Below are 22372 nucleotides of genomic sequence, written 5' to 3' on the forward strand. Positions count from 1 at the left end.
TCGGTTAGCCCTGGTTGGCAGGGGCGGGAGCGGTCTGAGCGGTCTGCGCAGCCTTCTGAACCTTGGCTTCGTCCTGCTGGGTGGTCAGCCACTGCTCGAATTCGGCCTTCGGCACGGCCTTGACCACGATCGGCATGAAGCCATGGTCCTGACCGCACAGTTCGGCGCACTGCCCACGATAGACGCCGGGCTCCTTGATATTGGTCCAGGCCGCGTTGGCGATGCCCGGGATCGCGTCGATCTTCCAGCCCAGCGCCGGCACCCACCACGAGTGGATGACGTCGCCGCCGACGATGACGAAGCGGATCTTGGTGTTGACCGGCACGACGAGCGGCTTGTCCACATCCAGAAGATAGGTGTTGTAGCCGTCGACCTGGATCTTGGCCGGGTCGAGGTTCGACTTCAGCTGGCGCGTGCGATCGCTCGATTCCTCGAGCTTGGACATGAAGCCGACCTTGTCGACGCCCTTGCCCTTGTAATCGACATAGTCGTAGCGCCACTTCCACTGGTAGCCGGTGATCTTGATCGTCATTTCCGAACCGGTGGTATCGGCGAACGACGTCAGGCCGCCGGTGGCGAGCTTGGCCAGGACGATAAGGATAATGACGGGAATGACCGTCCAGACAATTTCGAGCTTGGTGCTGTGGGTCCACTTCTCCGCCACGGCGCCGCGCGACTTACGGAAGCGGAACATGGCGACGAACATCGCGCCGAAAACGAGGATGCCGATAACGACGCAGACCCAGAAGCCCACCATGTGCAGCGCGTAGGGAGACCACTCACTGACGCCCTTGGTCATGTTCAGCTGGTTGGGCTCGGGGTTAGCCCATGCCGCCGTGCCGAACGACGCGCAGGCAGCCGCCGCCCATGCCGTTACCGATCGCCTGATGCCGCCAGATGTCATGTCTTGCACCTTTATTGAACCTACCTGCGCGTCTGACCGGTTACTTCCGACAGCAGCACCATGAGTTTCGTCGACAACTCGACGCGTTCCTCTTCGCCGAGGAATGCGCCGATTTCCAGCTCGTCGCCATGCGACCTCAGCAACAGACGGTGACGTCCGTTGCCCGGCGCAAGCAGCACCCGCACCCAGTACGACTGGAAACGGCGCGACCGGTGACCCGGCATCGTGCGTACTTCCAGCGTATCCGGACCGATGACGATACGTTCGCCACGGCTGCCGGCCCGCCAGGCCGCACCGAGCGCGAACGCGAGAACGAAGCACTCGACGAGCGCAAACACGGGAGCGAATACATTCCCCTGCCACGCTCCAAGCCATGCTGTCGTCAACGCCAACGCCGCAAGACCCCCTATGAGACGACGAAGACCGCGACGGCTCAACGCGCGATTGGGCCGTAGCCACATCACGCGCGGGTGACCCGCGACGGTCGGTCGAAGCACGATCACAAGGAGTCCCGCGTGCCTGGAACAGCGGAATGATAGGGCGGTGGGCTGGAACCGGCAAGGATGGAAGTGGCGGGAGGGCGGAAGAGCGGGGATGGGGGGTGGGTAGTGGGGGCGCAATCCCGGCGTTAGCCCGAGGGTACGGAACCGGTCGGCAGACCTCGGCGCATCCGTAACGCAACAGCCCCTCGAACGTACGCAACTTGCGCCCCCACTACCCACCCCCCATCCCCGCTCTGCTACACCCCACAAGTCCCTCGTCACGTACAATCGGCGGTTCCCTCCCCGGTTCCCCGAGCCCGTCCCCCGTGAACCCAAGCATTCTCAGTCCAGAACTTCCCCCCGGCGCCGAGCCGGCGCGAGCGCGTATCACGTCCGCCTGGCTGCGCGACGAAACGGAAGCCGTCAACGACCTGCTCGTGCAGGCCACGCTGCCGGCGACCGAGCGCGAGCAGATCATCGATCTCGCCGCCGGACTCGTCTCGCGCGTCCGCGCGCGGGCGAAGGACCAGAGCGCCGTCGAATCCTTCATGCGCCAGTACGATCTTTCCAGCGAGGAAGGCGTCCTGCTGATGTGCGTGGCCGAAGCGCTGCTGCGCATTCCCGACAAGGCCACCGCCGACAAGCTGATCCGCGACAAGCTCGGCGAAGCCGACTGGAAGAAACATCTCGGCCAGAGCGAATCGCTGTTCGTCAATGCGTCGACCTGGGGTCTGATGCTGACCGGTCACCTCGTGAACCTGGCCGAGGAAACCCGCCACGATTTCGCCAGCGCGCTGCGCCGGCTGGTCGGTCGCGCCGGCGAACCCGTCGTGCGGCTGGCCGTGCGCCAGGCCATGCGCATCATGGGCCACCAGTTCGTCATGGGCCGCACGATCAAGGAAGCGCTGGACCGTTCCGCCGAAAAAGAACACGCGGTCTACCGTTATTCGTACGACATGCTCGGCGAATCGGCACTGACCCAGGAAACCGCCGAACGCTACCAGCAGGATTACCGCGACGCGATCAACGCGCTGGGCGCGCGCGGTCCGTTCCCGAACAATCTCGAAGCGCCGTCGATCTCGGTGAAGCTGTCGGCGCTGCATCCGCGCTACGAAATCGGCAATCGCGAACGCGCGCGCGCCGAACTCGGCGCGAAGCTGCTGGAACTCTCGCAGCTGGCCATGAAGAACGGCATCGCGCTCTCCGTCGATGCCGAAGAAGCCGACCGCCTGGAACTGTCGCTGGACATCATCGGCGACGTCTTCGCGCATCCGTCGCTGCAAGGCTGGAACGGTCTAGGCATCGTCATCCAGGCGTACCAGAAGCGCGCGCCGTTCGTGATCGACTGGGTGACCGAGAAAGCTCGCGAAACCGGCCGTCGCTGGTACGTGCGTCTGGTGAAGGGCGCCTACTGGGACGCCGAGGTCAAACGCGCTCAGGAAAACGGCCTGCCCGGCTATCCGGTCTATACGCGCAAGCCGAACACCGACGTGTCGTATCTCGCCTGCGCGCGCCGCCTGTTCGCCGCTGGCGCCGACGCGATCTATCCGCAGTTCGCCACGCATAACGCGCACACCATCGCCGCCATCAACCACATCGCGCAGGGTCGTCCGTACGAGAACCAGCGCCTGCACGGCATGGGCGCCGACCTGTACGCGGAAGTGATCGGCAAGGACAAGCTCAACGTTCCCTGCCGCGTGTACGCGCCGGTCGGCAGCCACGAAGACCTGCTGCCGTATCTCGTGCGCCGCCTGCTGGAAAACGGCGCGAACACCAGCTTCGTGAACCGCGTGGTCGACGAATCCGTGCCGGTGCGCGACCTGGTCGCCGATCCGTGCGAAACGGTCCGCGCCTTTGCTTCTATCCCCCACCCCCGTATCCCCCTGCCGGTCAATCTCTACGGCGAACTTCGGAAGAATTCCATGGGCATGAACTTTGCGAACGACAACGAACTGCGCGAACTCGCGGAGTCCGTCAACCGTCACAGCGGCCCGTGGCACGCCGCTCCGCTCGTCGCCGGCGCGTCGCATGCCGGCACGAAGGTCGAGGTCACCGATCCGTCCGATCGCCGCCGCATCATCGGTACCGTCGAGCTGGCCGATCCGTCCATGGTCGACCGCGCGCTTGCCAACGGCGTCGCCGCCCAGCCGGCCTGGGACCGCCTGCCGGCCGCCAGCCGCGCCGCGATCCTCGAGCACGCCGCCGAACAGCTGGAACACAACCGTGCCGAATTCATCGCCATGTGCGTGCGCGAAGCCGGCAAGAGCCTGCCCGACGCCATCGCCGAAATCCGCGAAGCCGCCGACTTCCTGCGCTACTACGCCACGATGGCCCGCCGCCACTTCGGTCAACCGGAACAGCTTCCGGGCCCCACCGGCGAGAGCAACCAGCTCTTCCTCAATGGCCGCGGTGTCTTCGTCTGCATCAGCCCCTGGAACTTCCCGCTGGCGATCTTCATCGGTCAGGTTGCCGCCGCGCTCGCCGCGGGCAATGCCGTCGTCGCCAAGCCGGCCGAACAGACCTCGCTGATCGGCTACGCCGCGGTGAAGCTGCTGCATACCGCCGGCGTGCCTGCCGACGTGCTGCAATACCTGCCGGGCGACGGCGCCACGGTCGGTGCCGCACTCACCCGCGACCCGCGCGTCGCCGGCGTGGCCTTCACGGGCTCGACCGAAACCGCCTGGGCGATCAACCGCGCGCTTGCCGCGCGTAACGCGCCCATCGCCGCACTGATCGCAGAAACCGGCGGCCAGAACGCCATGATCGCCGACTCCTCCGCCCTGCCCGAGCAGATCGTGAAAGACGTCGTCGCGTCGGCGTTCCAGTCGGCCGGCCAGCGCTGCTCCGCCGCGCGCGTGCTGTTCGTGCAGGAAGACATCGCCGACAAGGTGATCTCGATGCTCGCCGGCGCCATGGCCGAACTGACGGTTGGCGATCCGGGCCTGCTGTCCACCGACGTCGGTCCGGTCATCGACGAAGATGCACGCAAGATTCTCGTCGACCACGCCGCACGCATGGATCGCGAAGCGAAGAAGATCGGCGAAGTCGCGTTGCCCGACGCCACGGCGAACGGCACGTTCTTCGCGCCGCGCGCTTACGAAATCCCGGGCCTGAAGACGCTCGATCGCGAAATCTTCGGTCCCGTGCTGCACGTGATCCGCTGGAAGGGTAGCGAGCTGGACAAGGTCGTCGACGAAATCAACGCAACGGGCTACGGCCTGACGCTCGGCATCCACAGCCGCATCGACGACACCATCGAGTACATCCAGAGCCGCGCGCGCGTCGGCAACTGCTACGTCAACCGCAACCAGATCGGCGCGGTGGTCGGCGTGCAGCCGTTCGGCGGCGAAGGCCTGTCCGGCACGGGCCCGAAGGCCGGTGGCCCGCACTACCTGTTCCGCTTCGCCGGCGAGCGCACCCTCACGATCAACACCACGGCAGCGGGCGGTAACGCGTCGCTGCTGACGATCGGCGAATAAGCCACACCAACGCTCGATCCGAAGGCCGCGTCTCGCAAGGGACGCGGCCTTTGTGTTCCTGGCACGCCGGCAATCAGCCTATGCACCTGAACCCCCTGACGATATCGACCATCAAATGTAGGCGCCCTGCAGGAACGCTCTTGAGCGCGATAGCCGACGGAGCGAAGACGCCATGCGTTGCAACGCCAGCCTGCGAATCGGGGCTGCGAATGTGAGCATCCGCTTCTACGCTTCGTCGGCTTTCGCGCGCAGGCGCGCTCTCGCAGACATCGGGGAATCGCTGGACTATTGCATTGGCATCCGGCACCCCTTCTCATCGCTCCCCTGACTCATCACCCGATACATCTCGACGACCTCATCGATCAACCCGCGCAACACATACGCGGCCTGCGCCACCGAGCCCTGCTCGGCATCGATCATCGGTACGTCGATAAGAAGATCGGTCACGCCACGCATGCCCGACAAACGCTCGGTGATCGCTTCGTCGATATCGCCCAGCGCCAGGGCACGACGGTCTTTGCAAAGCGGGCAGGGAATGGACAGGTCGTGGTCAGACTTCAGGACATACGACGCGGATAGTTCGTTTTGCTTGCTGCTCATGGCGGCATCCTCTCCGTGGATGTCCGCCACCCGCGGGATGCGGGTGGCGGGCGTGCCAGGGTGCAAATACCGGTGCCGTTGGATCCCGGCCGGACCGAAGTCCGCCCGGCACGCCCGCCATAAATGACGAACATAACGTAGCGCAACGCATGAAGACGTCGTTTGAGACGGCGTCTTCAGCGCCAACGGCATAACACGGGTTTGCACACCCGGTCGCCGATATGCGGCGACCGGGAAAGCATCGCGGCCGTGCGTGCACACGTCAATCCATCGAGCTAAATAGGCACGATTTTTCAGATTAGTCTGAGGGAATGAATCGCCGCTCATCGCAAGAATGGTGACCAGTGCGCGGAATTGCGCACGAGGGAGATCAAGGATGAGCAAGATCAAGGTCGGTCTGGCACTCGGATGTCTGGCGTTGACCCTCATAGCGGGCATGTGCGCTTCAGGCTTCGTGATGCTGTTCCTGTTGAAGGCGAGCCACGTTCCCTGGACATGGAACACATACTGGAAGTACTTCCAGATACTCGGTCGACCCGACGTCGCTCCCTACGCCGACACAGTCAAAGCAGCGGGTCTCGTGGGATTCGGCGTGCCGCTGATCCTGTGGACATTCCTACTGGTGAAGCTGTTCAAACGAATCGCCCCGGCCACGCATGGCGAAGCTCGCTTCGCACAGCGCGGCGAGCTTTCCCGACAAGGGCTGCTAAAGCCCACCGGCAATGGCATCGTCATCGGTAAAACCGGCAACGATCTCCTGCGCCTGCACGGTACGCGGCACGCATTGCTGGCGGCACCGACGCGCAGCGGCAAAGGCGTCGGCGCGGTGATCCCGAATCTGCTGACCTACGGCGATTCGGTGGTCATGCTCGACATCAAACAGGAAGCCTATGACCTGACCTCCGGCTGGCGCTCGAAACTCGGCCCGGTGTTCCTCTTCAATCCGTTCGCCGAAGACTTGCACACGCATTGCTGGAACCCGATGTCGTACGTCAACGACGATGCCACGTTCCGCACCACCGACTTACAAGCCATCGCCGCCATTCTTTACGACGATGAAGGCGGGAGCGATCCTTTCTGGACGAACAGTGCCCGCAACTGCTTCCTCGCGGCGAGCCTGTATTTGTTCGAGCAATGGGACCACGAACGCCGACGCGGGAAGAAACGAGGTCGGGGCGGGATTCCCACACCGGGACGCATCTATCGACTGTTCTCCGGCGATGGCATCGACCTCAAGGCCTACCTGAGACGCCTTGCCGCACAACCCTTCCTGAGCCCCGACACCCGCACGGCGTTCGCCAACCTGACCACACTGGCCGACCAAACCCTGGCGTCGGTCATCGGCAGCTTTCAGGCGCCGCTGCACATCTTCCTCAACCCTATTCTGGATAAGGCCACATCGAGCGACAGCTTCCGATTGACCGACCTGCGCCGCAGGGCGATGAGTATCTATGTCGGTATCTCGCCGCACAAACTCGCCGAGTCGAGCAAGATCCTCAACCTGTTTTTCAGTCAGGCCATCAACCAGAACGTCAAGGAATTGCCGGAAAAGAATCCCGCACTGAAGCACCAGTGCCTGATCCTTCTGGACGAGTTCACCGCGCTCGGCCGTGTCGACATCGTCGCCAGATCGATCAGTTATCTCGCCGGCTACAACCTGCGGATATTCACCGTTATCCAGTCGCTGTCGCAGCTGGACGCGACGTACGGGCGCGATGTCGCACGCAGCATGGTGACCAATCTGGCCTGTCAGATCATCTATACGCCACGCGAACAGAACGACGCGAACGAGTACTCGGAAATGCTCGGCTACACCACACTACGCAAGCGCAACGAAACCCGCTCGAACGGCCGCGAAAGGAATATGTCCTACACCGAGGTCGAAGAGCGCCGCGCGTTGATGCTCCCGCAGGAACTGAAGGCATTGAGTCCCGAAGAACAGATCATTTTCATCGAAGGTAGCCCGCATCCGATCAGGTGCGGCAAGATCCGGTACTACACGGATCGCTTCTTCAAGAAGCGACTTTTGCCGAAGATCGACGTGCCGAAACTAAGCCTGCACTGATTGAATCGAAAAGGAAGCACGCATGATTCGCCCTCGAATACGTCACGCAAGCTACGCCTTTCTCCTCAGCTTTCTTTCTCTATTTGCCACAGGGTGCCAGACCGCCATGTCCAACACCGATCATCCGCATGAAGCCGGATCGTTCCGGAAGAATAGTTTCCCTTTGAAGTTCACCGATCACAATTTCTCGGCTTACTGCTTCAGCACTATTGGCTGCAAGGTTTTCTATCACGGCAGGTATGACGTCGAAGACCGCGACGACGAGGTATCGAGTCCTCTCATGGGACCGGACCACCTTCAACACCTCGATGCCGTCAGGGTCGGTATACAAAATTTTCCACCGCCAGCGATTGTTTCCTGGCGATCAAAAGACGGCGCGTATCACGAGGCGAAGATCGACCTCGATGAAATATTCAAAGACAGACGCATCGTGCACAACGTGGACGAGCGAGACATTCCCGATAACGCTTCTGTCGCCGACCCCGACATCTTATTGGTAGTCAATGATCGAACCATAAGTGTCTACATGAAGGCATTCATTCCGCTGAAGCATCAACGGGATCCAGGAAATAAGTACAGCGCGCTGAGCCACGACGCGATTCTCGTTTACGCAAAGACTTACTGACGGATCGCAAAAGGGACAAGGAATGACCGAGAAGCACGAGCGTGACCCGAATGGACAACTTCAGGACAGTGTGAGTACGTATGCCCTCACAGCGACTGACATGGCTATTTTTCAAGGCGTAAGCGTGGGCCTTGCATCGCTTCCCGTGCCTACGCTGTATTGCTCATCCAATCCGCATGATCGTCTCTATGTGGCGAGTTTCGATGGCACTGGCAACGATGTGGACGGTGATCCCGAGCACGCGACCAATGTGGCTCTGATGAGCAAGTCGCTCAAAAACATCGAGCGGACCAATCCCAATATTCGTGTTCAGTATCTTGAAGGCCCGGGAACGCAGAAAAATGCCCTCGTACGCATGGCAGATGGTGCTCTGGGCTATACATACGATGCTCGGCTTGAGGCAATGTATCGTAGATTTATCGGTCAAGCATCGGCTTGGCTGGAAGAAGATCCCCAAGCCAAAATACGAATCATCGAGACCGGTTTCAGTCGCGGTGCCGATCAGGCCGCGGGCTTCGCGCGCATGGTGCACGAACGTGGCATTCAAGACCCCAGCGGCTTTGAGCAATCCCAGCACCTGATTGGTCCAGACGAAATTACCTACAGCAAGCCAGCACTTGTCGCCCCTGGCAAGGTGCCCCAAGCCGTCGCCCTGTTCGACCCCGTCGGTACCGGCACACCCCAGAAGCGCGATCGCCATCTGCCGCCTTCGGTCGTGTCGGGTTTCCAGATCGTCGCGCGCGACGAGCGGCGCAACGCGTTTCCCTCCAGCCAGATCATTCCGCAGGGGCTTTCGGCGGACGGCCGCTTCCTTGGCGTGACTGTCCCGGGCGCGCATTCGGACATCGGTGGCAGTTATCACGTCGATGGACTGGCGCGCCTCAACGGCAACCTGATGGCCGATTACATCAATGCCCTGAGCGATACGCCGCTGGTGCAGAAGCGGGAGCTTCCGGACGATCCGGAGCGGTATGTCATCCACCGTTCCGAAGAACACCTTTTCATCTATCGAACCTCGACCTTCGAGCAGGATGGCGTACGCGACGTCATGGGTGCGCAGATATCGCCGCCGCATTGTCGTCTCGTCGAAACCTGCGCACCGCCCGACCCGGTCGATCCGGCCCTCGCCGCCGAGTTGGGCGAGCGGCACCGGGTCGCCGAGCCAATGATGGCTCCGCTCTATACGGCTGTACGCGACATCGCTCCGGCGACGCCTGCCTATAGCGAGAATCTTGTCGAACCACTTCCTGCGCGCCGCTCGTATGACCTCGAACGCAGTCGCGCCATCGGCAATATCCCGCTGCCCGCCGACTACAACTACCGCGACGACACCTTGCCCGCCTCATCCATTCAACCGGTGCACCGGTTGCCCACGGCGGACCCGGTCGCCGAGCGCGGGTTGTCGCGCGATGTGGACCTGATCAATCAACGGACGGAACAGGAGCTTGGCAGGGCGATTCCGGGCCAGGAACACGCGCCTTTTCGCGCGCCATCCCATACGCCGGACAAGAGCATCGAGCACCGGCATTCGCCCATGCAGACGCAGACGCCGCCCGAGGCCTCCATGCCGCGCACGGCTGAGCCGATCAATGCAACGCAGCCGCCCTTAACCCGGGAGCCGGAGGTTCCGGCACCTCAAGCCCACATCACACCGCCGCCTGTACCGTCGTGGCCCGAACCGTCGCGGTCGGCGATTGCCCAACAGCCTCCCGCGCCGTATGCCGGGTTTGCCCCGGAGCCCACCTATCAGGCGCCATTCGCATCGCCGCCAGCGCCGCCCGCCGGTGACGTGGCGCCCTCGATGGACACGTTCCAACAGCGCCCCGATCCACGCACCCCGGGCCATCCCGACCACGCCATGAACCAAAGCGTGCGTGAGCAGGTGCGCAAACTCTATGCCGATGAAAACATCACCCTGTCCGAACAGCACCTCGAATGCACGACGGCGGCCGTCATGGCCGATGCCCGGCTCTCCGGCATCACCCGCGTGACGTCTCTGGAATTCAGTTACGACGATATGAACCGGCCGGAGGTGAACGGCTACATCTTCGCCTATCAGGGTGACCCGAACCAGGACGGCACGCCGGAAAGCTTCACCGATAGCAAGGCAGCGGCGATCACTCCGCCCGAGCAGTCTTACGAACAATTCCAGCAAGCCACCCAGCACCACCACGACCGGGAAATGCAGGTCCAGCTACAGCAGGCACGTACCAACGCGCAGGAGCAGCAGCAAGGGCTGACGATCTGATCGATGCCGCCACGCGGCAACGCCATGTAGCAGCGACGGGAATCCTTTAGAATTGAGAGAAATCTCAATTGGAAGGAACCAGCGTGAGCTTCGAATCCGCCGTCAGCCCTGAGGTTCGCGCCAACGTCGACGAGCAGGCAAAGGCTTTCGCCACCGCGTCGCCCTTTCGTCATCTGGTGATCGACGACTTCCTCGATCGCGGATTCGTCGACCAGCTGCTACGCGAGTTCCCCGCCTTCGAGCGCGGCAACTACTTCGGCGAAGACGGGCGGCCGGGTGGAAAATCGACGGTCGACAGCATGCCCCAGCTGGGCGAGGCTTATCGCCGGCTCGATGAAGTTATCCAGACACCGGCGTTCCTCGATTACGTCGGCCGCATCACTGGCATCGACGATCTTCTTTACGACCCGTTCTATCTCGGTGGCGGTACGCACGAAAATCGCCATGGACAGCCGCTCAGTGCCCATATCGATTTCAACTACCATCCGAGCGAACGCTGGCACCGCCGCCTGAATCTCATCGTGTATCTCAATCACGAGTGGGACGAATCGTGGGGCGGCATGCTCGACCTGTATCGCGATCCATATGAAGAGCCCAGGCCGACCGTGCGCGTGGCACCGCTGTTCAACCGTTGCGTGATTTTCGAAACCACGGAAACCAGCTGGCACGGCTTCGACAAAATCCAGCTTCCCGAAGACCGCCCGGACCTGTCGCGCAAGTCGATCGCGCTTTACTTCTATACGAAAGAACGTCCCGTCGAAGAAATCGCCGGGCGGCATACGACGCACTACGTCAATCGCCAGATGCCCGAACACATCGTCGCCGGACGCGTGCTGTCCGACGACGATGTCGCGGAACTGCGTGCACTGGTCGCCGCCCGAGACGTCCAGCTGCGCATGCTTTACGAAGAGAACGGCAAGCTGCTCCAGGCCCAGGACAAGGGTTTCGGTGGCCATCTCCTCTATCTGATGAAGCGCCTCTACATACGCTATCGTCGCCGCACGGCCGCCTGACCCCACGGCGCCGCGCTCCGCCTTATGGGCGAGTCTTCCGCCTCATGCCGGATCGTCTTCGCGGCAATCGACGTTACAAGCCGAGCTCGCTCAGACCGGCATACTCGTCGGGTCGGCGCCCCTGCGGCCAATGGAAAAAACGATCCGCCGCTTTTATCGGCAGGTCGTTGATGCAGGCGTAGCGCAGGGTCATCAGGCCGTCGCTGTCGAACTCCCAGTTCTCGTTACCGTAAGAACGGAACCAGTTATCCGCGTCGTCGTGCCATTCGTAAGCGAAGCGCACGGCTATCCGGTTTCCGTCGAATGCCCACAACTCCTTGATCAGGCGATAGTCCAGTTCGCGGGTCCACTTGCGCGTCAGGAATCCGACGATCGCATCGCGGCCCGTGACGAACTCGGCGCGATTGCGCCAGCGACTGTCCGGGCTATACGCGAGAGCGACCCGTTGCGGGTCCCGCGTATTCCAGCCGTCTTCGGCAAGACGCACTTTCAATGTGGCCGTTTCCTGCGTGAAGGGCGGAAACGGAGGACGCGATTCGTTAGCTGACGACATACTTTCTTCCTCGTTCGACTGTCTGTCATGCGGGCGGGCGGGCCTGTTTAGTGTGCCCCCATCCGCGCATAAAAAAACGCCTGTCCTCACGGACAGGCGTTTCAGTTCGACACGAAAGGAACGACCCCTTACTTCAGACCGCGATCCTTCAGCATCGGCTCGATGCTGGGTTCCTTGCCGCGGAAGTCGCGGTAAAGCTTGCCCAATTCGATCGTGTTGCCCCGCGAAAGAATCTTGTCGCGGAAGATCTGACCGTTGTCGCGCGTGAGGCCACCGTGTTCGGTGAACCACTGGAACGCATCGGCGTCGAGCATCTGCGTCCACAGGTACGCGTAATAGCCTGCGGCGTAACCGTTACCCCAGATGTGCTGGAAGTAGCTGGAACGGTAACGCGGCGGCACCTGCGCCATGGTGAAGCCGGCCTTCTTCAGCGCCTCGGACTCGAACGCATCGACGTTCTTCTTCTCGCCACCGGCGGGAAGCATGTGCCATTGCATGTCGAGCAGCGCCGCCGAGATAAGTTCGCTCATCGCGTAGCCCTGGTTGAAGCTCTTTGCCTTCTTGATCTTCTCGACCAGTTCCTTCGGCATCGGCTCGCCGGTCTTGTAGTGCTTCGCGTAGTTCGCGAATACCTTCGGATCGGATGCCCAGTGCTCGTTGAACTGCGATGGAAATTCGACGAAGTCGCGCGCCGTGCTGGTACCCGACAACGACGGGTACTGCTGGCTGGCGAAGATGCCGTGCAGACCGTGGCCGAATTCGTGGAACATGGTGACCACGTCGTCGAACGAGAGCAGCGCGGGCTGGCCGTCGGCCGGCTTGCTGAAGTTGGCGACGTTATAGATGACCGGCTTGGTACCGAACAGCTTCGACTGCGTGACGAAGTTGTCCATCCAGGCGCCGCCGCCCTTGTTATCGCGCTTGAAGTAGTCGGTGTAGAACAGCGCGATCGAACTGCCATCCTTGTCGAACACTTCGTACACATGGACGTCCGGATGGTAGACCGGGATGTCCTTGCGCTCTTTGAAGGTCAGGCCGTAGAGCTGGTTCGCGGCGTAGAACACGCCGTTCTGCAGCACACTGTTCAGTTCGAAGTACGGCTTGATCTGCGCTTCGTCCAGATCGTACTTGGCCTTGCGCACCTTTTCCGCGTAGTGGTCCCAGTCCCATGCTTGCGCCTGGAAACCGCCCTTCTCCTTGTCGATGACATCCTGGATGTCCTTCGCTTCGAGGGTCGCGCGTGCGACGGCGGCCGGCACGAGGCGCTCCATGAACTTTTCGGCAACCTCGGGCGTCTTCGCCATCTGGTCGTCGAGCGTCCATGCCGCATAGTTCGGGAAGCCAAGAAGCTTCGCACGCTCGGCGCGGAGCTGGGCGATCCGGGAAACGAGTTCGCGGGTATCGTTCGCATCGCCATGTTCGGCGCGATCCCACGATGCCTTGAACAGTTTCTCGCGCGTGTCGCGGTCGTTCAGCGCCTGCAGGTTGGGCTGCTGCGTGGTGTTCTGCAGCGCAATGACCCACTTGCCGTCGAGCTTGCGATCTTTCGCGGCGCCAGCCGCGGCTTCGATATCGGCGGTGTCGAGCCCGTCGAGCTTTGCCTTGTCGTCGACGACCAGCGCACCGGCTTTCGTGGCGGCCAGCAGGCGGTTCGTGAACTGCGTGCTGAGGGTCGACTCTTCCTTGTTGATGTCCTTGAGCTTCGTCTTGTCGGCCTCGGACAGACGTGCGCCCGCATGCACGAAGTCTTTGTAGTAGTACTCGAGCAGCCGCGCCGATTCCGGATCGAGCTTCAGCGTGTCGCGCTGGTTGTACAGCGTCTCGATGCGCTTGAAGAGTTTGTCGTTGAGGTAGATCGCATCGCTGTGCGCGGCGAGTTTCGGCGCCTCTTCCTCTTCGACCTTCTGCAACGTGTCGTTGGTGTTGGCGCCCGTCAGCGCGCCGAACACGTGCTGCACACGGGACAGCAGGACGCCCGACTTCTCGAGTGCGACCAGCGTGTTGTCGAACGTCGGCGCGTCGGCCTGGTTGGCGATCGCTTCGACTTCGGCTAGGTGCCGCTTCATGCCCTCTTCGATAGCGGGCTGGAAGTCGGCGTCCTTGATCTTGTCGAAGGGCGGCGCCTCGAAGGGCAGCGTGCTCTTCGCGTAGAACGGATTTTCAGTCATCGGCGTGGCGGCGGTGGTGCTGGCGGACGAAGGTGCGGCCGGCGCCGTGGAGGCGGGCGCGGGCGTGGCTTTGTCGGCGGGTTCGGAGGACTGCGAGCAGGCACCAAGCGCAAGCGAGGTGGCGATCACGAGGGTACGGATCCGGAGCATGTGGCGCTTTCCCTGTACGGACGGCAAAACAACGACTCTAGCGGTGTGCGCCGATTACGCACAACCGCCGTCCGTCACGGGCGAAGCCTTGCTGCGGCGCGTCAGCGCATGTCGCGCAGTTGCCAGTTGGGCCCGATGAGCCAGTTCAGGCGCTGCTTGACGATGCTCATCGGCAACGTCGTCACCAGCTCAATGTCGGCGCGGTCGCTGGTCTGCTTGCCCGTCGCGCTGACGCCGGGATCGGTCGCGCCCAGCGAGGGGGCGACTTCGTCGGGGTCCGGCTGCATGGCTTTCCATTGCTGGAACAGCGTATCGCTGCGCAAGGCGTCGGCGAGGTCGGAAGCGAGCTTTTCGGGGCCGATACCCTCGAAGGCCAGCGACGGTTCGGAGCCGCGCGCGTTCGCAAGGTCGGCAACGGAGAGGTAGTAGCGGTGAGTGGTTGGCATAGGTGTCGTAAATAAGATGCGGAACGTGGCGACGGTGTGAACCGTCAGGCGAGAACGGCGATATCCAGCAACGCGGCGGCATCCCGGGGCGACACGCCATAAGGAATGACGCCCAGGCACGGCGCCGGCAGCAGGTCCACAAGGGTTTGCAGGTTTTCGTCCCGCAAGGCCATGTCCGGATCGATGGTATTGGCGATCCAGCCGACGAGTTCGCAACCGTCGGCCTGGATGGCGAGGGCGGTGAGACGCGCGTGGCTGATGCAGCCCAGACGCAACCCGACGACGAGGATCACCGGCAGGCGCCACTCGCGCGCGATGTCGCTGGCGCACAGCGTGGGCGACAGCGGAACCATCCACCCGCCCACGCCTTCCACGACGGCCCATTCATGATCGACGGCCAGTGCCTCGAAAGCGGCGCGAAGCGGCGGCAGTTCGATGGAAATCCCGGCATGCGCCGCGGCGAGATGAGGTGCCACGGCCTCTTCCAGGGCGACCGGATTCACCCTTTCGTACGGCGGCACCGGCGAGCTGGCCGCGAGAAGCGCCAGCGCATCGTCATTGCGCAGACCGTCGACGGTCCGCTCGCAGCCGCTGGCGACGGGCTTCATGCCGGCCACGGAATGGCCTCGCGCCCGCAGCGCGTGGATCAGCGCGCAGGCCGCATGGGTCTTGCCGATACCGGTGTCGGTGCCAGCGATAAAAAGGCTTTGCATTGCAGGGATTCCGATCTTGCACAATGGCCGGGAAACCTCCATAGAGGAGGCCTTACCCGCTGGCGGCAGTGTCCCATGTTCGAGACCTCATCGATTCCCACCGACGACAAATCCACGCTTTATAAAGAGCTGGCCCAGCAGGCCTCGGGCATTCTCGCGGGCGAAAGCAACCTGATCGCTAATGCGGCCAACTTCGCCGCGCTGGTCTTCAATACGTTGCCGGATATCAACTGGTCGGGCTTTTATCTGTTCGACGGCACCGAACTGGTCGTCGGTCCGTTCCAGGGCAAGCCGGCCTGCGTGCGCATCGCGCTGGGGCGCGGCGTCTGCGGCACGGCCGCCACTACGCGGGAAACCCAGCTGGTCCGCGACGTGCACGCCTTCGAAGGCCACATCGCATGCGACGCCGCCTCGCAATCGGAAATCGTCGTGCCGCTGGTCAAGGCCGACGGCACGCTGCTGGGCGTATGGGACGTGGACAGCCCGTCGGTGGCGCGCTTCGACGAGGAAGACCGCAAGGGCATGGAAGAGCTATGCCGGGTATTCATGGCCAACGTGGCCTGACAGGCGTTTTGTGCAGGAGCTCGCTCCTACGACAGATCGGCTACAGCTCGTGCGGGCGCGGCGTATGCAGTAGCTCGATGATCCGCGCCCTCGCCTCTTCCACGCCGTTCTTCGCCGATGACGAGAAGACCTGCGCCGTACCGGTGACGCCGTCCTTGCGCATCTCTTTGCGCAACGCTTCCAGCGCGGCAGATGCCGGACCGCGGGAGATTTTGTCCGCCTTGGTCAGCAGCACGTGGCAAGGCAGTTCGGTGGCGGCGCAGAAGCCCAGCATCATCCGGTCGAATTCCTTCAGCGGATGGCGGATATCGACGATCAGCACCACGCCGCGCAGGCTGCGCCGCATTTTCAGATAGGCGTCGATCTCGCTGCGCCAGTGCAGGCGGATGGCCTCGGGCACCTTGGCGTAACCGTAACCCGGCAGGTCGACGAGACGGGCCGTCAGCGGCTCGGTACCCTCGGCGCCCTTCAGCGGGGGCAGGTCGAACACCACCATCTGCTGGGTGCGCCCCGGCGTCTTCGATGTCCGAGCCAGTCCGTTGTGTCCGGTCAACGCGTTGAGCGCACTGGACTTTCCGGCATTGGAGCGACCGGCGAACGCGACTTCGGCACCCGAGTCGTAAGGCAGCTGGGTAATCTCGTGGGCGGCAAGCACGAAGGTCGCGCCGTTGAGTACGTTGTGTTTGGTGGACATAGGCGAGGCACGCGCGCCGACACGGGAAAGTCATCGGCAGGAAAGGATGGGCGGGCAGTGTATGCGATGCGGCACATCGATGCGTTTGACCGCCGCCCGTTGGCACAGGGATAATTCTTCGGTTACGTCGCCTGAGCACACATGCTCGGCCCAGAAGCATCCCTTGGAGAGAGTGTATGAAGTTTCGGCACGCCGCCGCTGCCATTACCGCAGTACTTGTCATGAGTGCCGCTGCGGCCCAGACCGCCGCGCCGAACGCGAACGCTCCGGCCAAGGCGGGCTCCGCCCCCACGACCGCGACGGCCGCCGCCGCTGCCCCGGCAACTGAAGCCCCCGCCGCCAGCGCGGAAGCCACGGCCGCCGTCAAGCCGGGCGACGCCACCGCCGGTGCCGGCAAGGCCGCCGCCTGCGGCGCTTGCCACGGCATGGACGGCAACTCCTCCGATGCGCAGTACCCGCGCCTGGCTGGCCAGAACGAGGCTTACATCGTTCGCCAGCTGACCGACTTCAAGTCCGGCGCCCGTGCCAACCCGATCATGATGGGTATGGTCGCCGCGCTCAGCCCGCAGGACATGCACGACATCGGCGCCTACTTCGCCTCGAAGCAGTCGCTGCCGGGCGTGGCCGACCAGACCCTGGTCGCGCAGGGCCAGACGCTCTATCGCCAGGGTGACTCCACCCGCGGCATTCCGGCCTGCATGGCCTGCCATGGCCCGGACGGCCGTGGCAACCCGGGCGCCATGTACCCGCAGCTCACCAGCCAGCACGCCAATTACATCCAGGCGACGCTGAAGGCCTGGCACGACGGAACGACCTGGGGCACCGACGCGCACGCCAAGATCATGCCGGCGATCGCCCAGAAGCTCGACGACAAGGACATCGCGGCGCTAGCCAGCTACATTGAAGGCCTGCACACCGCCGAGTGAAACCGAACGGGCCCCAGCGGCCCGTTCCTGTTTAAGGACTACAGGAATCCCCATGCTCAAGCGTCTGCCGCTCCTCTGCGTCGCCCTGCTCGCCCTCGCGGCTTGCTCCGGCAACGACAACACCCCTGCGCCCGCTCCGGCTCCCGCCGCGGCGACCACGGCTCCGGCTGCTCCCGCGTCTTCGCCTGCACCCGCCACACCGTCCACTACCGCGACGGCACCCGCACCTGCCGCCAGCAGCGCACCAGCCCAGGCCGAGGCGCCCGCCGCGCCGAAGGTCGCCGCCGCACCGTTCGTCGACACCGGCAAGTGGGAAGAAGGCAAGCACTACTCCCGCATCGAGCCGTCGCAGCCGACCAGCACGCCCGGCAAGATCGAAGTGACCGAGGTCTTCTCCTACGGTTGCCCGGCCTGCTTCCAGTTCCACGGCATCGTGGACGAGATGGCCAAGCACCTGCCCGAAGGCGTGGTGATGACCTACACGCCGGCCTCGTTCCGCCCCGACGAAAACTGGCCGCTGCTCCAGCGCGCCTATGTCACGGCGCAGACCTTCGGCGTCGCCGGCAAGGCGCACGACGCGATGTTCGACGCGGTCTTCAAGAGCGGCGAACTGGGCATGTTCGATATGAAAACGAACAAGCCGAAGCCGCAGTCGGCGTGGCCGACCATCGAGGACGTCGCGAAGTTCTACGCGAAGTTCGGCGTAAACGAACAGGAATTCGTCGCCACGGCGAACTCGTTCACCATCAACACCAAGATGAAGCGCGCGGATGAACTGATCCGCGCCTACGGGGTCGAAAGCACGCCGACGATCGTCGTGAACGGCAAATACCGGCTCACCGCGATCACCGCAGGCGGGTATCCGCAGGCGGTCGAGCTCACGCAGTGGCTCGTCAGCAAGGAAGCCGCGGGCAAGTAACCCGCTTCATCACGCCATTGACCGGACGAAGCCCCAGGGCTTCATCCACTGGAGATATCCATGTTCAAGCGCATAGCCCTTCTCGCCTGCGGCCTCGTGCTCGCCACCGCCTGCACCGCGGGTCCCGCCGATACCGCCGCCACCGCGACGTCGTTTACCGATGGCAGCGAGTACGTCTCGATTCCCAACCCGCAGCGCGCGGGCAAGGACGGCAAGGTCGAGGTGGTCGAAGTGTTCTCGTACGGTTGCATTCACTGCGCCCATTACGAGGAATACGCCGAGAAGCTGCAGAAGGAACTGCCGAAGGATGTCGTCTTCCGCTCCATGCCGGCGGCTTTCAACGACGCATGGCTGCCGTATGCCCGCGCGTTCTACGCCGCGAAGAAGCTCAGCGCGCTCGACGCGACGCATGCCGCGCTCTTCAAGGCCATCCACATCGACCATTACCCGATCCGCACGATCGACGAACTGGCCGACTGGTATGCAAGCAAGGGCGTCGATCGCGCCGCGTTCCTGCGCGAAGCGAACAGCGAAGCCACCACGAAGCAGATCCAGGCCGATACGAAGCTGATCCAGCAGTGGCAGGTCGATGGCACCCCAAGCATCGTGGTCGACGGCAAGTACCGCAGCAACAATTTCGGCGACTTCGACAAGCTCAACGCCCTCACTCAGTTCCTGGTGAAAAAGGAACTGGCCGGCGTCAAGTGAGACCTGCCCGCCCGGCGCGCCTGAACAGGCCGCGCCGGGTGGACGCAACAGTTGCTGGATGCCCGTTGTTCACATCGCGCCGGGCATGCTCGATCCCCAACGGCCCGCCAGCATCATCAGCAACGATATGAATCGCCCTGTGCCGCCCCGCTCTCCGACGACGCCGCTCCCCGCGGCCGAACGCACGTTGCGACTGCTGAGTTGCAACATTCTCGCGGGCGCCAGCGTCCAGCGTTACAGCGACTACGTCACCCGCAGCGTCAATGCGGTGCTGCCCGGGCGCAACAAGCTCGATAACCTCGATTCGCTGGCCGATCTCCTTCAGGACTTCGACGTCGTCGGCCTCCAGGAAGCCGATGCAGGCAGTCTGCGTTCCGGTTTCCTCAACCAGACGCGCTACCTGGCAGAAGCGGCCGGTATGCCTTTCTGGAGCCACCAGCCCAACCGGCCGATGGCGCGGGTCGCCCATTCGGCCAACGGCCTGATCAGCCGGATCGAACCCACCGAAGTCATCGACTATCCGCTGCCCGGCCGCATCCGCGGACGCGGTGCACTGTTCGTTCGTTTTGGCGACGGCCCGGACGCATTGGTCGTCGTCATCGCCCATCTGTCGCTGGGTGCGCAGGCACGCGTGGGCCAGCTGGCCTTCATCGCGGAACTGCTTGCCAACCATCCGCATGCGGTGCTGATGGGCGATCTCAATACCGTGGTCGAAAGCCCCGAGATGCAGCGGCTGTTCGCGAGGACGTCGCTACAAATGCCGACCAGCCATACGCCGACTTTCCCCAGCTGGAAGCCACGCCGCGCGCTCGACCATATCCTGACCTCGGCCGACATCAAGCTCGACCGGACATGGACATTGCCCCAGGCGTTCTCGGATCATCTGCCGATCGCCGCAGAAATCCGGTTGCCGCCGTCGCTGGCCGAGGCCACCGCGAATCCCCAAGGACCCGTCCGCAAATGAACTCCCGCATGCGCATCGCCGCGCCCTGGATCGCCATTGTCGTCATCGCGATCGTCGCCGCGCTGCTGCGTTATATGGTGGTCGAACCGCAATACATGCAGCACGCGTGCGAGGAAGGCGTCGCGCCGTGGTGGTGCTCCGCGCGTCTTGCCGTGGTGCAGGGATTCCTGACCTATGGCTACGGCTACGCCGCTGTAGCCGCCGCCGTGCTGGCGCTGGTGTGGCGCCATCCGTTCTCCGCCGCGCTCGCTACGGCACTGGGCCTTGTCGCGTTGCAGCTGTACTGCTTCGAAGCCGGCGCCCTCGCACTGCTGATCGGCGCGCTGCGCCTTATCCGTATTCAGTACGACGAGCGCACCGCCGAAGCGGCGCGGTAACAACGGGGCGACTACGACTGCGCGTTGCGTGCTTTCTGCCACGCAAGCAGCACCGGTATCGCGATCGCCAGATTCAGACCGCACCAGAGCCACGAAACCGCGTTGGCGGCGAGCTCCTGCCCAACGACCGTGATGCCCAGCAGCACGAGAAGGATGGCCAGCATCCGCTCTTCGATCAGCGGCAGCAGACGATCCGCGCGTGTACGCAATATTCCCAGCAGACCGAAGCCGATGCAGGGCAGTGCGAACAGGCCGACCGGGAAGTCGCGGTAGCGGCCGTTGAATACCAACAGCAGTCCATACAGCGCCAGTACGAACATCCAGAAAAAGCGCTGCATGGTGAATGCATCGGTCCAGTCCCTGCCTATGCGGCGACGTTTGACGACGGTCGGAGCGACGGTCGTCACGGCGGCGGGAACACCGCCTGCAAGACGCGCAGCTAGTGCGCGCGCAAGGCTTAGCGCGGTCAGCAGCGCGAGTACGCCGGCAGCGATGCCGATGGTCCATTCCGTCGTGTTGCGGCAGGCGAACAGCAGAAGGCGCGTATGCGCCGCCAACGCCGTGCCCGTCGCGAAACCGGTCAACGCCAGCGCCAGCCAGCCCGCACCGCCGTGCCAGCGACGACGCCACACCCCGGCCAGCAGGAACACGATCGCGCCGATGCCACCGGCCGCGAGCGCCCAGGTCCAGCGAGGCTCTTCCACCACCGGTCCCTGCATCGGAAACTTCGGTTTCGCATCGACGTCGAAGATGCCCCAGTAGCCGCCGACCGTACCTTCCAGGTCGCGCTTCCACGGCTGGTCGAATGCCTCGATCACGTTGTAAGGCATGTTGACGGTGGACGCATACACGAGGAATTCGCGCAGGTAACGCGCTTCGTTGACCACGCTGGCGCTGGCGTCGCGCCGCGTGCGGCCCTGACTTGGCCAGCCGGTTTCGCCGATCATGATGTCCTTGCCGGCGAACTCCGATTTCATACGCGTATAGACGTCCGCGACGTGCTGTACCGCGCGTTCGGGCGCGACGGGCTCGTCTTCCCAGTACGGCAGGATATGGATCGTGAGGTAGGTCACCGCCTTCGCCAGTTCGGGATGGCGCAACCAGAACTCCCACACGTCCGCATAAGTCACCGGTACGTCGGTCTGCGAACGCACGCGTTCGATATACGCGGACAGTTGTTTTGGCGTCAGTTCGCCGCGCAGCAACACTTCGTTGCCCACGACGATGCCGCGCAGATGCGCACGGTCGCGCTTCGCGGCGGCGATGCCCAACGCCATTTCGCGCTCGTTGGCGACGGTGTCGCGGCTGAGCCAGATACCCATGATCACTTTCATGCCGTAGCGGCCGGCGATATCCGGCACGGCGCCCAGACCCTGCCCCATCGAATACGTACGCACACAGTCGAATCGGGTCGACAGCGCACGCAGGTCGGCGTCGATGCGTTCCGGCGAAATGACCGCGTTGATATCGAACGGCGTCTCGCCCTTCAATCTGAACGGGGCGTACGACACACAGGCGATGCGGGCGGAAGGCGCATCGGGGAGATTCACCGGGCGGCCCAGCGTCCACCAGTACACGGCGCCGGCCAGCGCGCAGAGTATGAGCACGATCCATGCGAGCGGACGCGCGAAACGCGCGGAGGGGGTGTGAGGCGACATGCCGTTCCTGGTATCGGTGAGCCCCGCAAGCTTAACGGGCCGGGCCCGTACGGCGAAGCCCCGTGCCGTTCATCCAGCCTGCAAGGACCCATGAACTACAATCGGGGTGGATTTCG

Annotated in this window: 20 protein-coding genes; 11 read left to right on the plus strand and 9 right to left on the minus strand. The window is 63.4% G+C overall.

Translation table 11 applies throughout. The annotated features are described in order from the left end of the window. Positions 1 to 4: 4 nt before the first annotated feature. Both coxB and EC912_RS06485 read right to left on the minus strand, forming a co-directional pair. Positions 5 to 904: a cytochrome c oxidase subunit II gene (gene coxB, locus EC912_RS06480; protein WP_132142325.1), complete on the minus strand. Its 900-nt coding sequence runs from the start codon at positions 902 to 904 to the stop codon at positions 5 to 7. 20 nt (positions 905 to 924) lie between these two features. Further along, positions 925 to 1365, minus strand: a complete 441-nt coding sequence (locus tag EC912_RS06485) for a DUF2244 domain-containing protein (protein WP_132142836.1) — start codon at positions 1363 to 1365, stop codon at positions 925 to 927. 347 nt (positions 1366 to 1712) lie between these two features. Here EC912_RS06485 and putA point away from each other — a divergent pair, with 347 nt between their 5' ends. Continuing rightward, positions 1713 to 4865, plus strand: a complete 3153-nt coding sequence (gene putA, locus EC912_RS06490) for a bifunctional proline dehydrogenase/L-glutamate gamma-semialdehyde dehydrogenase PutA (RefSeq protein WP_132142326.1) — start codon at positions 1713 to 1715, stop codon at positions 4863 to 4865. A 285-nt stretch (positions 4866 to 5150) separates the two neighbouring features. Here the strand turns inward: putA and EC912_RS19500 are convergent, their stop codons facing one another. Then, the gene (locus EC912_RS19500) at positions 5151 to 5465 is read right to left on the minus strand and encodes a hypothetical protein (RefSeq protein ID WP_207906773.1); all 315 of its coding nucleotides are present in this window, start codon (positions 5463 to 5465) and stop codon (positions 5151 to 5153) included. A 376-nt stretch (positions 5466 to 5841) separates the two neighbouring features. Between EC912_RS19500 and EC912_RS06500 the strand changes: the two genes are divergently transcribed. The 4 genes from EC912_RS06500 to EC912_RS06515 all read left to right on the plus strand — a co-directional run bounded on the left by EC912_RS06500 (position 5842) and on the right by EC912_RS06515 (position 11416). After that, positions 5842 to 7530, plus strand: coding sequence for a type IV secretory system conjugative DNA transfer family protein (locus EC912_RS06500; protein ID WP_132142328.1), 1689 nt, complete (start codon positions 5842 to 5844; stop codon positions 7528 to 7530). Between the two features lie 106 nt (positions 7531 to 7636). Continuing rightward, complete coding sequence (locus EC912_RS06505; RefSeq protein ID WP_132142329.1) at positions 7637 to 8155, plus strand: hypothetical protein; 519 nt, start codon at positions 7637 to 7639, stop codon at positions 8153 to 8155. Between the two features lie 22 nt (positions 8156 to 8177). Further along, a complete protein-coding gene (locus EC912_RS06510; protein ID WP_132142330.1) occupies positions 8178 to 10403 on the plus strand; it encodes a T6SS phospholipase effector Tle1-like catalytic domain-containing protein in 2226 nt (741 codons plus the stop codon). 83 nt (positions 10404 to 10486) lie between these two features. Next, on the plus strand, positions 10487 to 11416 hold the full coding sequence (locus EC912_RS06515; protein WP_132142331.1) for a 2OG-Fe(II) oxygenase: 930 nt from the start codon (positions 10487 to 10489) through the stop codon (positions 11414 to 11416). Between the two features lie 73 nt (positions 11417 to 11489). Here the strand turns inward: EC912_RS06515 and EC912_RS06520 are convergent, their stop codons facing one another. The 4 genes from EC912_RS06520 to bioD form a co-directional block, all read right to left on the minus strand. Beyond that, positions 11490 to 11969, minus strand: coding sequence for a DUF1348 family protein (locus EC912_RS06520; protein WP_132142332.1), 480 nt, complete (start codon positions 11967 to 11969; stop codon positions 11490 to 11492). 128 nt (positions 11970 to 12097) lie between these two features. Beyond that, the gene (gene dcp / locus EC912_RS06525) at positions 12098 to 14287 is read right to left on the minus strand and encodes a peptidyl-dipeptidase Dcp (RefSeq protein WP_132142333.1); all 2190 of its coding nucleotides are present in this window, start codon (positions 14285 to 14287) and stop codon (positions 12098 to 12100) included. A 101-nt stretch (positions 14288 to 14388) separates the two neighbouring features. Further along, positions 14389 to 14733, minus strand: coding sequence for a hypothetical protein (locus EC912_RS06530; protein WP_132142334.1), 345 nt, complete (start codon positions 14731 to 14733; stop codon positions 14389 to 14391). Between the two features lie 44 nt (positions 14734 to 14777). Further along, positions 14778 to 15446, minus strand: a complete 669-nt coding sequence (gene bioD, locus EC912_RS06535; RefSeq protein ID WP_132142335.1) for a dethiobiotin synthase — start codon at positions 15444 to 15446, stop codon at positions 14778 to 14780. Positions 15447 to 15521: 75 nt separating this feature from the next. On the opposite strand from bioD, the gene EC912_RS06540 reads away from it, so the two are divergent. Further along, the gene (locus tag EC912_RS06540; protein WP_132142336.1) at positions 15522 to 16010 is read left to right on the plus strand and encodes a GAF domain-containing protein; all 489 of its coding nucleotides are present in this window, start codon (positions 15522 to 15524) and stop codon (positions 16008 to 16010) included. Between the two features lie 40 nt (positions 16011 to 16050). Here EC912_RS06540 and yihA read toward each other — a convergent pair whose 3' ends face one another. Further along, positions 16051 to 16704 carry a ribosome biogenesis GTP-binding protein YihA/YsxC gene (gene yihA, locus EC912_RS06545; RefSeq protein WP_132142337.1) on the minus strand — a complete coding sequence of 218 codons (654 nt, stop codon included), beginning with the start codon at positions 16702 to 16704 and terminating at the stop codon, positions 16051 to 16053. A 176-nt stretch (positions 16705 to 16880) separates the two neighbouring features. Between yihA and EC912_RS06550 the strand changes: the two genes are divergently transcribed. The 5 genes from EC912_RS06550 to EC912_RS06570 all read left to right on the plus strand — a co-directional run bounded on the left by EC912_RS06550 (position 16881) and on the right by EC912_RS06570 (position 20598). Then, on the plus strand, positions 16881 to 17630 hold the full coding sequence (locus EC912_RS06550; RefSeq protein WP_132142338.1) for a c-type cytochrome: 750 nt from the start codon (positions 16881 to 16883) through the stop codon (positions 17628 to 17630). 52 nt (positions 17631 to 17682) lie between these two features. Continuing rightward, positions 17683 to 18549 (plus strand): thiol:disulfide interchange protein DsbA/DsbL, encoded by an 867-nt coding sequence (locus EC912_RS06555; RefSeq protein WP_132142339.1) that lies wholly within the window; start codon positions 17683 to 17685, stop codon positions 18547 to 18549. Between the two features lie 60 nt (positions 18550 to 18609). After that, on the plus strand, positions 18610 to 19257 hold the full coding sequence (locus tag EC912_RS06560) for a thiol:disulfide interchange protein DsbA/DsbL (protein WP_132142340.1): 648 nt from the start codon (positions 18610 to 18612) through the stop codon (positions 19255 to 19257). A 127-nt stretch (positions 19258 to 19384) separates the two neighbouring features. After that, positions 19385 to 20221 carry an endonuclease/exonuclease/phosphatase family protein gene (locus EC912_RS06565; protein ID WP_132142838.1) on the plus strand — a complete coding sequence of 279 codons (837 nt, stop codon included), beginning with the start codon at positions 19385 to 19387 and terminating at the stop codon, positions 20219 to 20221. Then, complete coding sequence (locus EC912_RS06570) at positions 20218 to 20598, plus strand: hypothetical protein (protein WP_132142341.1); 381 nt, start codon at positions 20218 to 20220, stop codon at positions 20596 to 20598. The genes EC912_RS06565 and EC912_RS06570 overlap by 4 nt, the downstream gene beginning before the upstream one ends. An 11-nt stretch (positions 20599 to 20609) precedes the next feature. Here the strand turns inward: EC912_RS06570 and EC912_RS06575 are convergent, their stop codons facing one another. Further along, complete coding sequence (locus EC912_RS06575; RefSeq protein ID WP_132142342.1) at positions 20610 to 22256, minus strand: glycosyl hydrolase family 17 protein; 1647 nt, start codon at positions 22254 to 22256, stop codon at positions 20610 to 20612. Positions 22257 to 22372: the final 116 nt, after the last annotated feature.

The organism is Luteibacter rhizovicinus (genome assembly GCF_004342265.1).
GTDB lineage: Bacteria > Pseudomonadota > Gammaproteobacteria > Xanthomonadales > Rhodanobacteraceae > Luteibacter > Luteibacter rhizovicinus_B.

Bases quoted from the DNA above. Each gene is read 5' to 3' on its own strand.
- EC912_RS06520 (WP_132142332.1), bottom strand. From the start codon at position 11,969: ATGTCGTCAGCTAACGAATCGCGTCCTCCGTTTCCGCCCTTCACGCAG.
- EC912_RS06560 (WP_132142340.1), top strand. From the start codon at position 18,610: ATGTTCAAGCGCATAGCCCTTCTCGCCTGCGGCCTCGTGCTCGCCACC.
- EC912_RS06500 (WP_132142328.1), top strand. From the start codon at position 5,842: ATGAGCAAGATCAAGGTCGGTCTGGCACTCGGATGTCTGGCGTTGACC.
- yihA (WP_132142337.1), bottom strand. From the start codon at position 16,704: ATGTCCACCAAACACAACGTACTCAACGGCGCGACCTTCGTGCTTGCC.
- dcp (WP_132142333.1), bottom strand. From the start codon at position 14,287: ATGCTCCGGATCCGTACCCTCGTGATCGCCACCTCGCTTGCGCTTGGT.
- EC912_RS06570 (WP_132142341.1), top strand. From the start codon at position 20,218: ATGAACTCCCGCATGCGCATCGCCGCGCCCTGGATCGCCATTGTCGTC.
- EC912_RS06510 (WP_132142330.1), top strand. From the start codon at position 8,178: ATGACCGAGAAGCACGAGCGTGACCCGAATGGACAACTTCAGGACAGT.
- EC912_RS06505 (WP_132142329.1), top strand. From the start codon at position 7,637: ATGTCCAACACCGATCATCCGCATGAAGCCGGATCGTTCCGGAAGAAT.
- coxB (WP_132142325.1), bottom strand. From the start codon at position 904: ATGACATCTGGCGGCATCAGGCGATCGGTAACGGCATGGGCGGCGGCT.
- EC912_RS06555 (WP_132142339.1), top strand. From the start codon at position 17,683: ATGCTCAAGCGTCTGCCGCTCCTCTGCGTCGCCCTGCTCGCCCTCGCG.
- EC912_RS06540 (WP_132142336.1), top strand. From the start codon at position 15,522: ATGTTCGAGACCTCATCGATTCCCACCGACGACAAATCCACGCTTTAT.
- EC912_RS06575 (WP_132142342.1), bottom strand. From the start codon at position 22,256: ATGTCGCCTCACACCCCCTCCGCGCGTTTCGCGCGTCCGCTCGCATGG.
- EC912_RS06565 (WP_132142838.1), top strand. From the start codon at position 19,385: ATGAATCGCCCTGTGCCGCCCCGCTCTCCGACGACGCCGCTCCCCGCG.
- bioD (WP_132142335.1), bottom strand. From the start codon at position 15,446: ATGCAAAGCCTTTTTATCGCTGGCACCGACACCGGTATCGGCAAGACC.
- EC912_RS06485 (WP_132142836.1), bottom strand. From the start codon at position 1,365: ATGTGGCTACGGCCCAATCGCGCGTTGAGCCGTCGCGGTCTTCGTCGT.
- EC912_RS06550 (WP_132142338.1), top strand. From the start codon at position 16,881: ATGAAGTTTCGGCACGCCGCCGCTGCCATTACCGCAGTACTTGTCATG.
- EC912_RS06530 (WP_132142334.1), bottom strand. From the start codon at position 14,733: ATGCCAACCACTCACCGCTACTACCTCTCCGTTGCCGACCTTGCGAAC.
- EC912_RS19500 (WP_207906773.1), bottom strand. From the start codon at position 5,465: ATGAGCAGCAAGCAAAACGAACTATCCGCGTCGTATGTCCTGAAGTCT.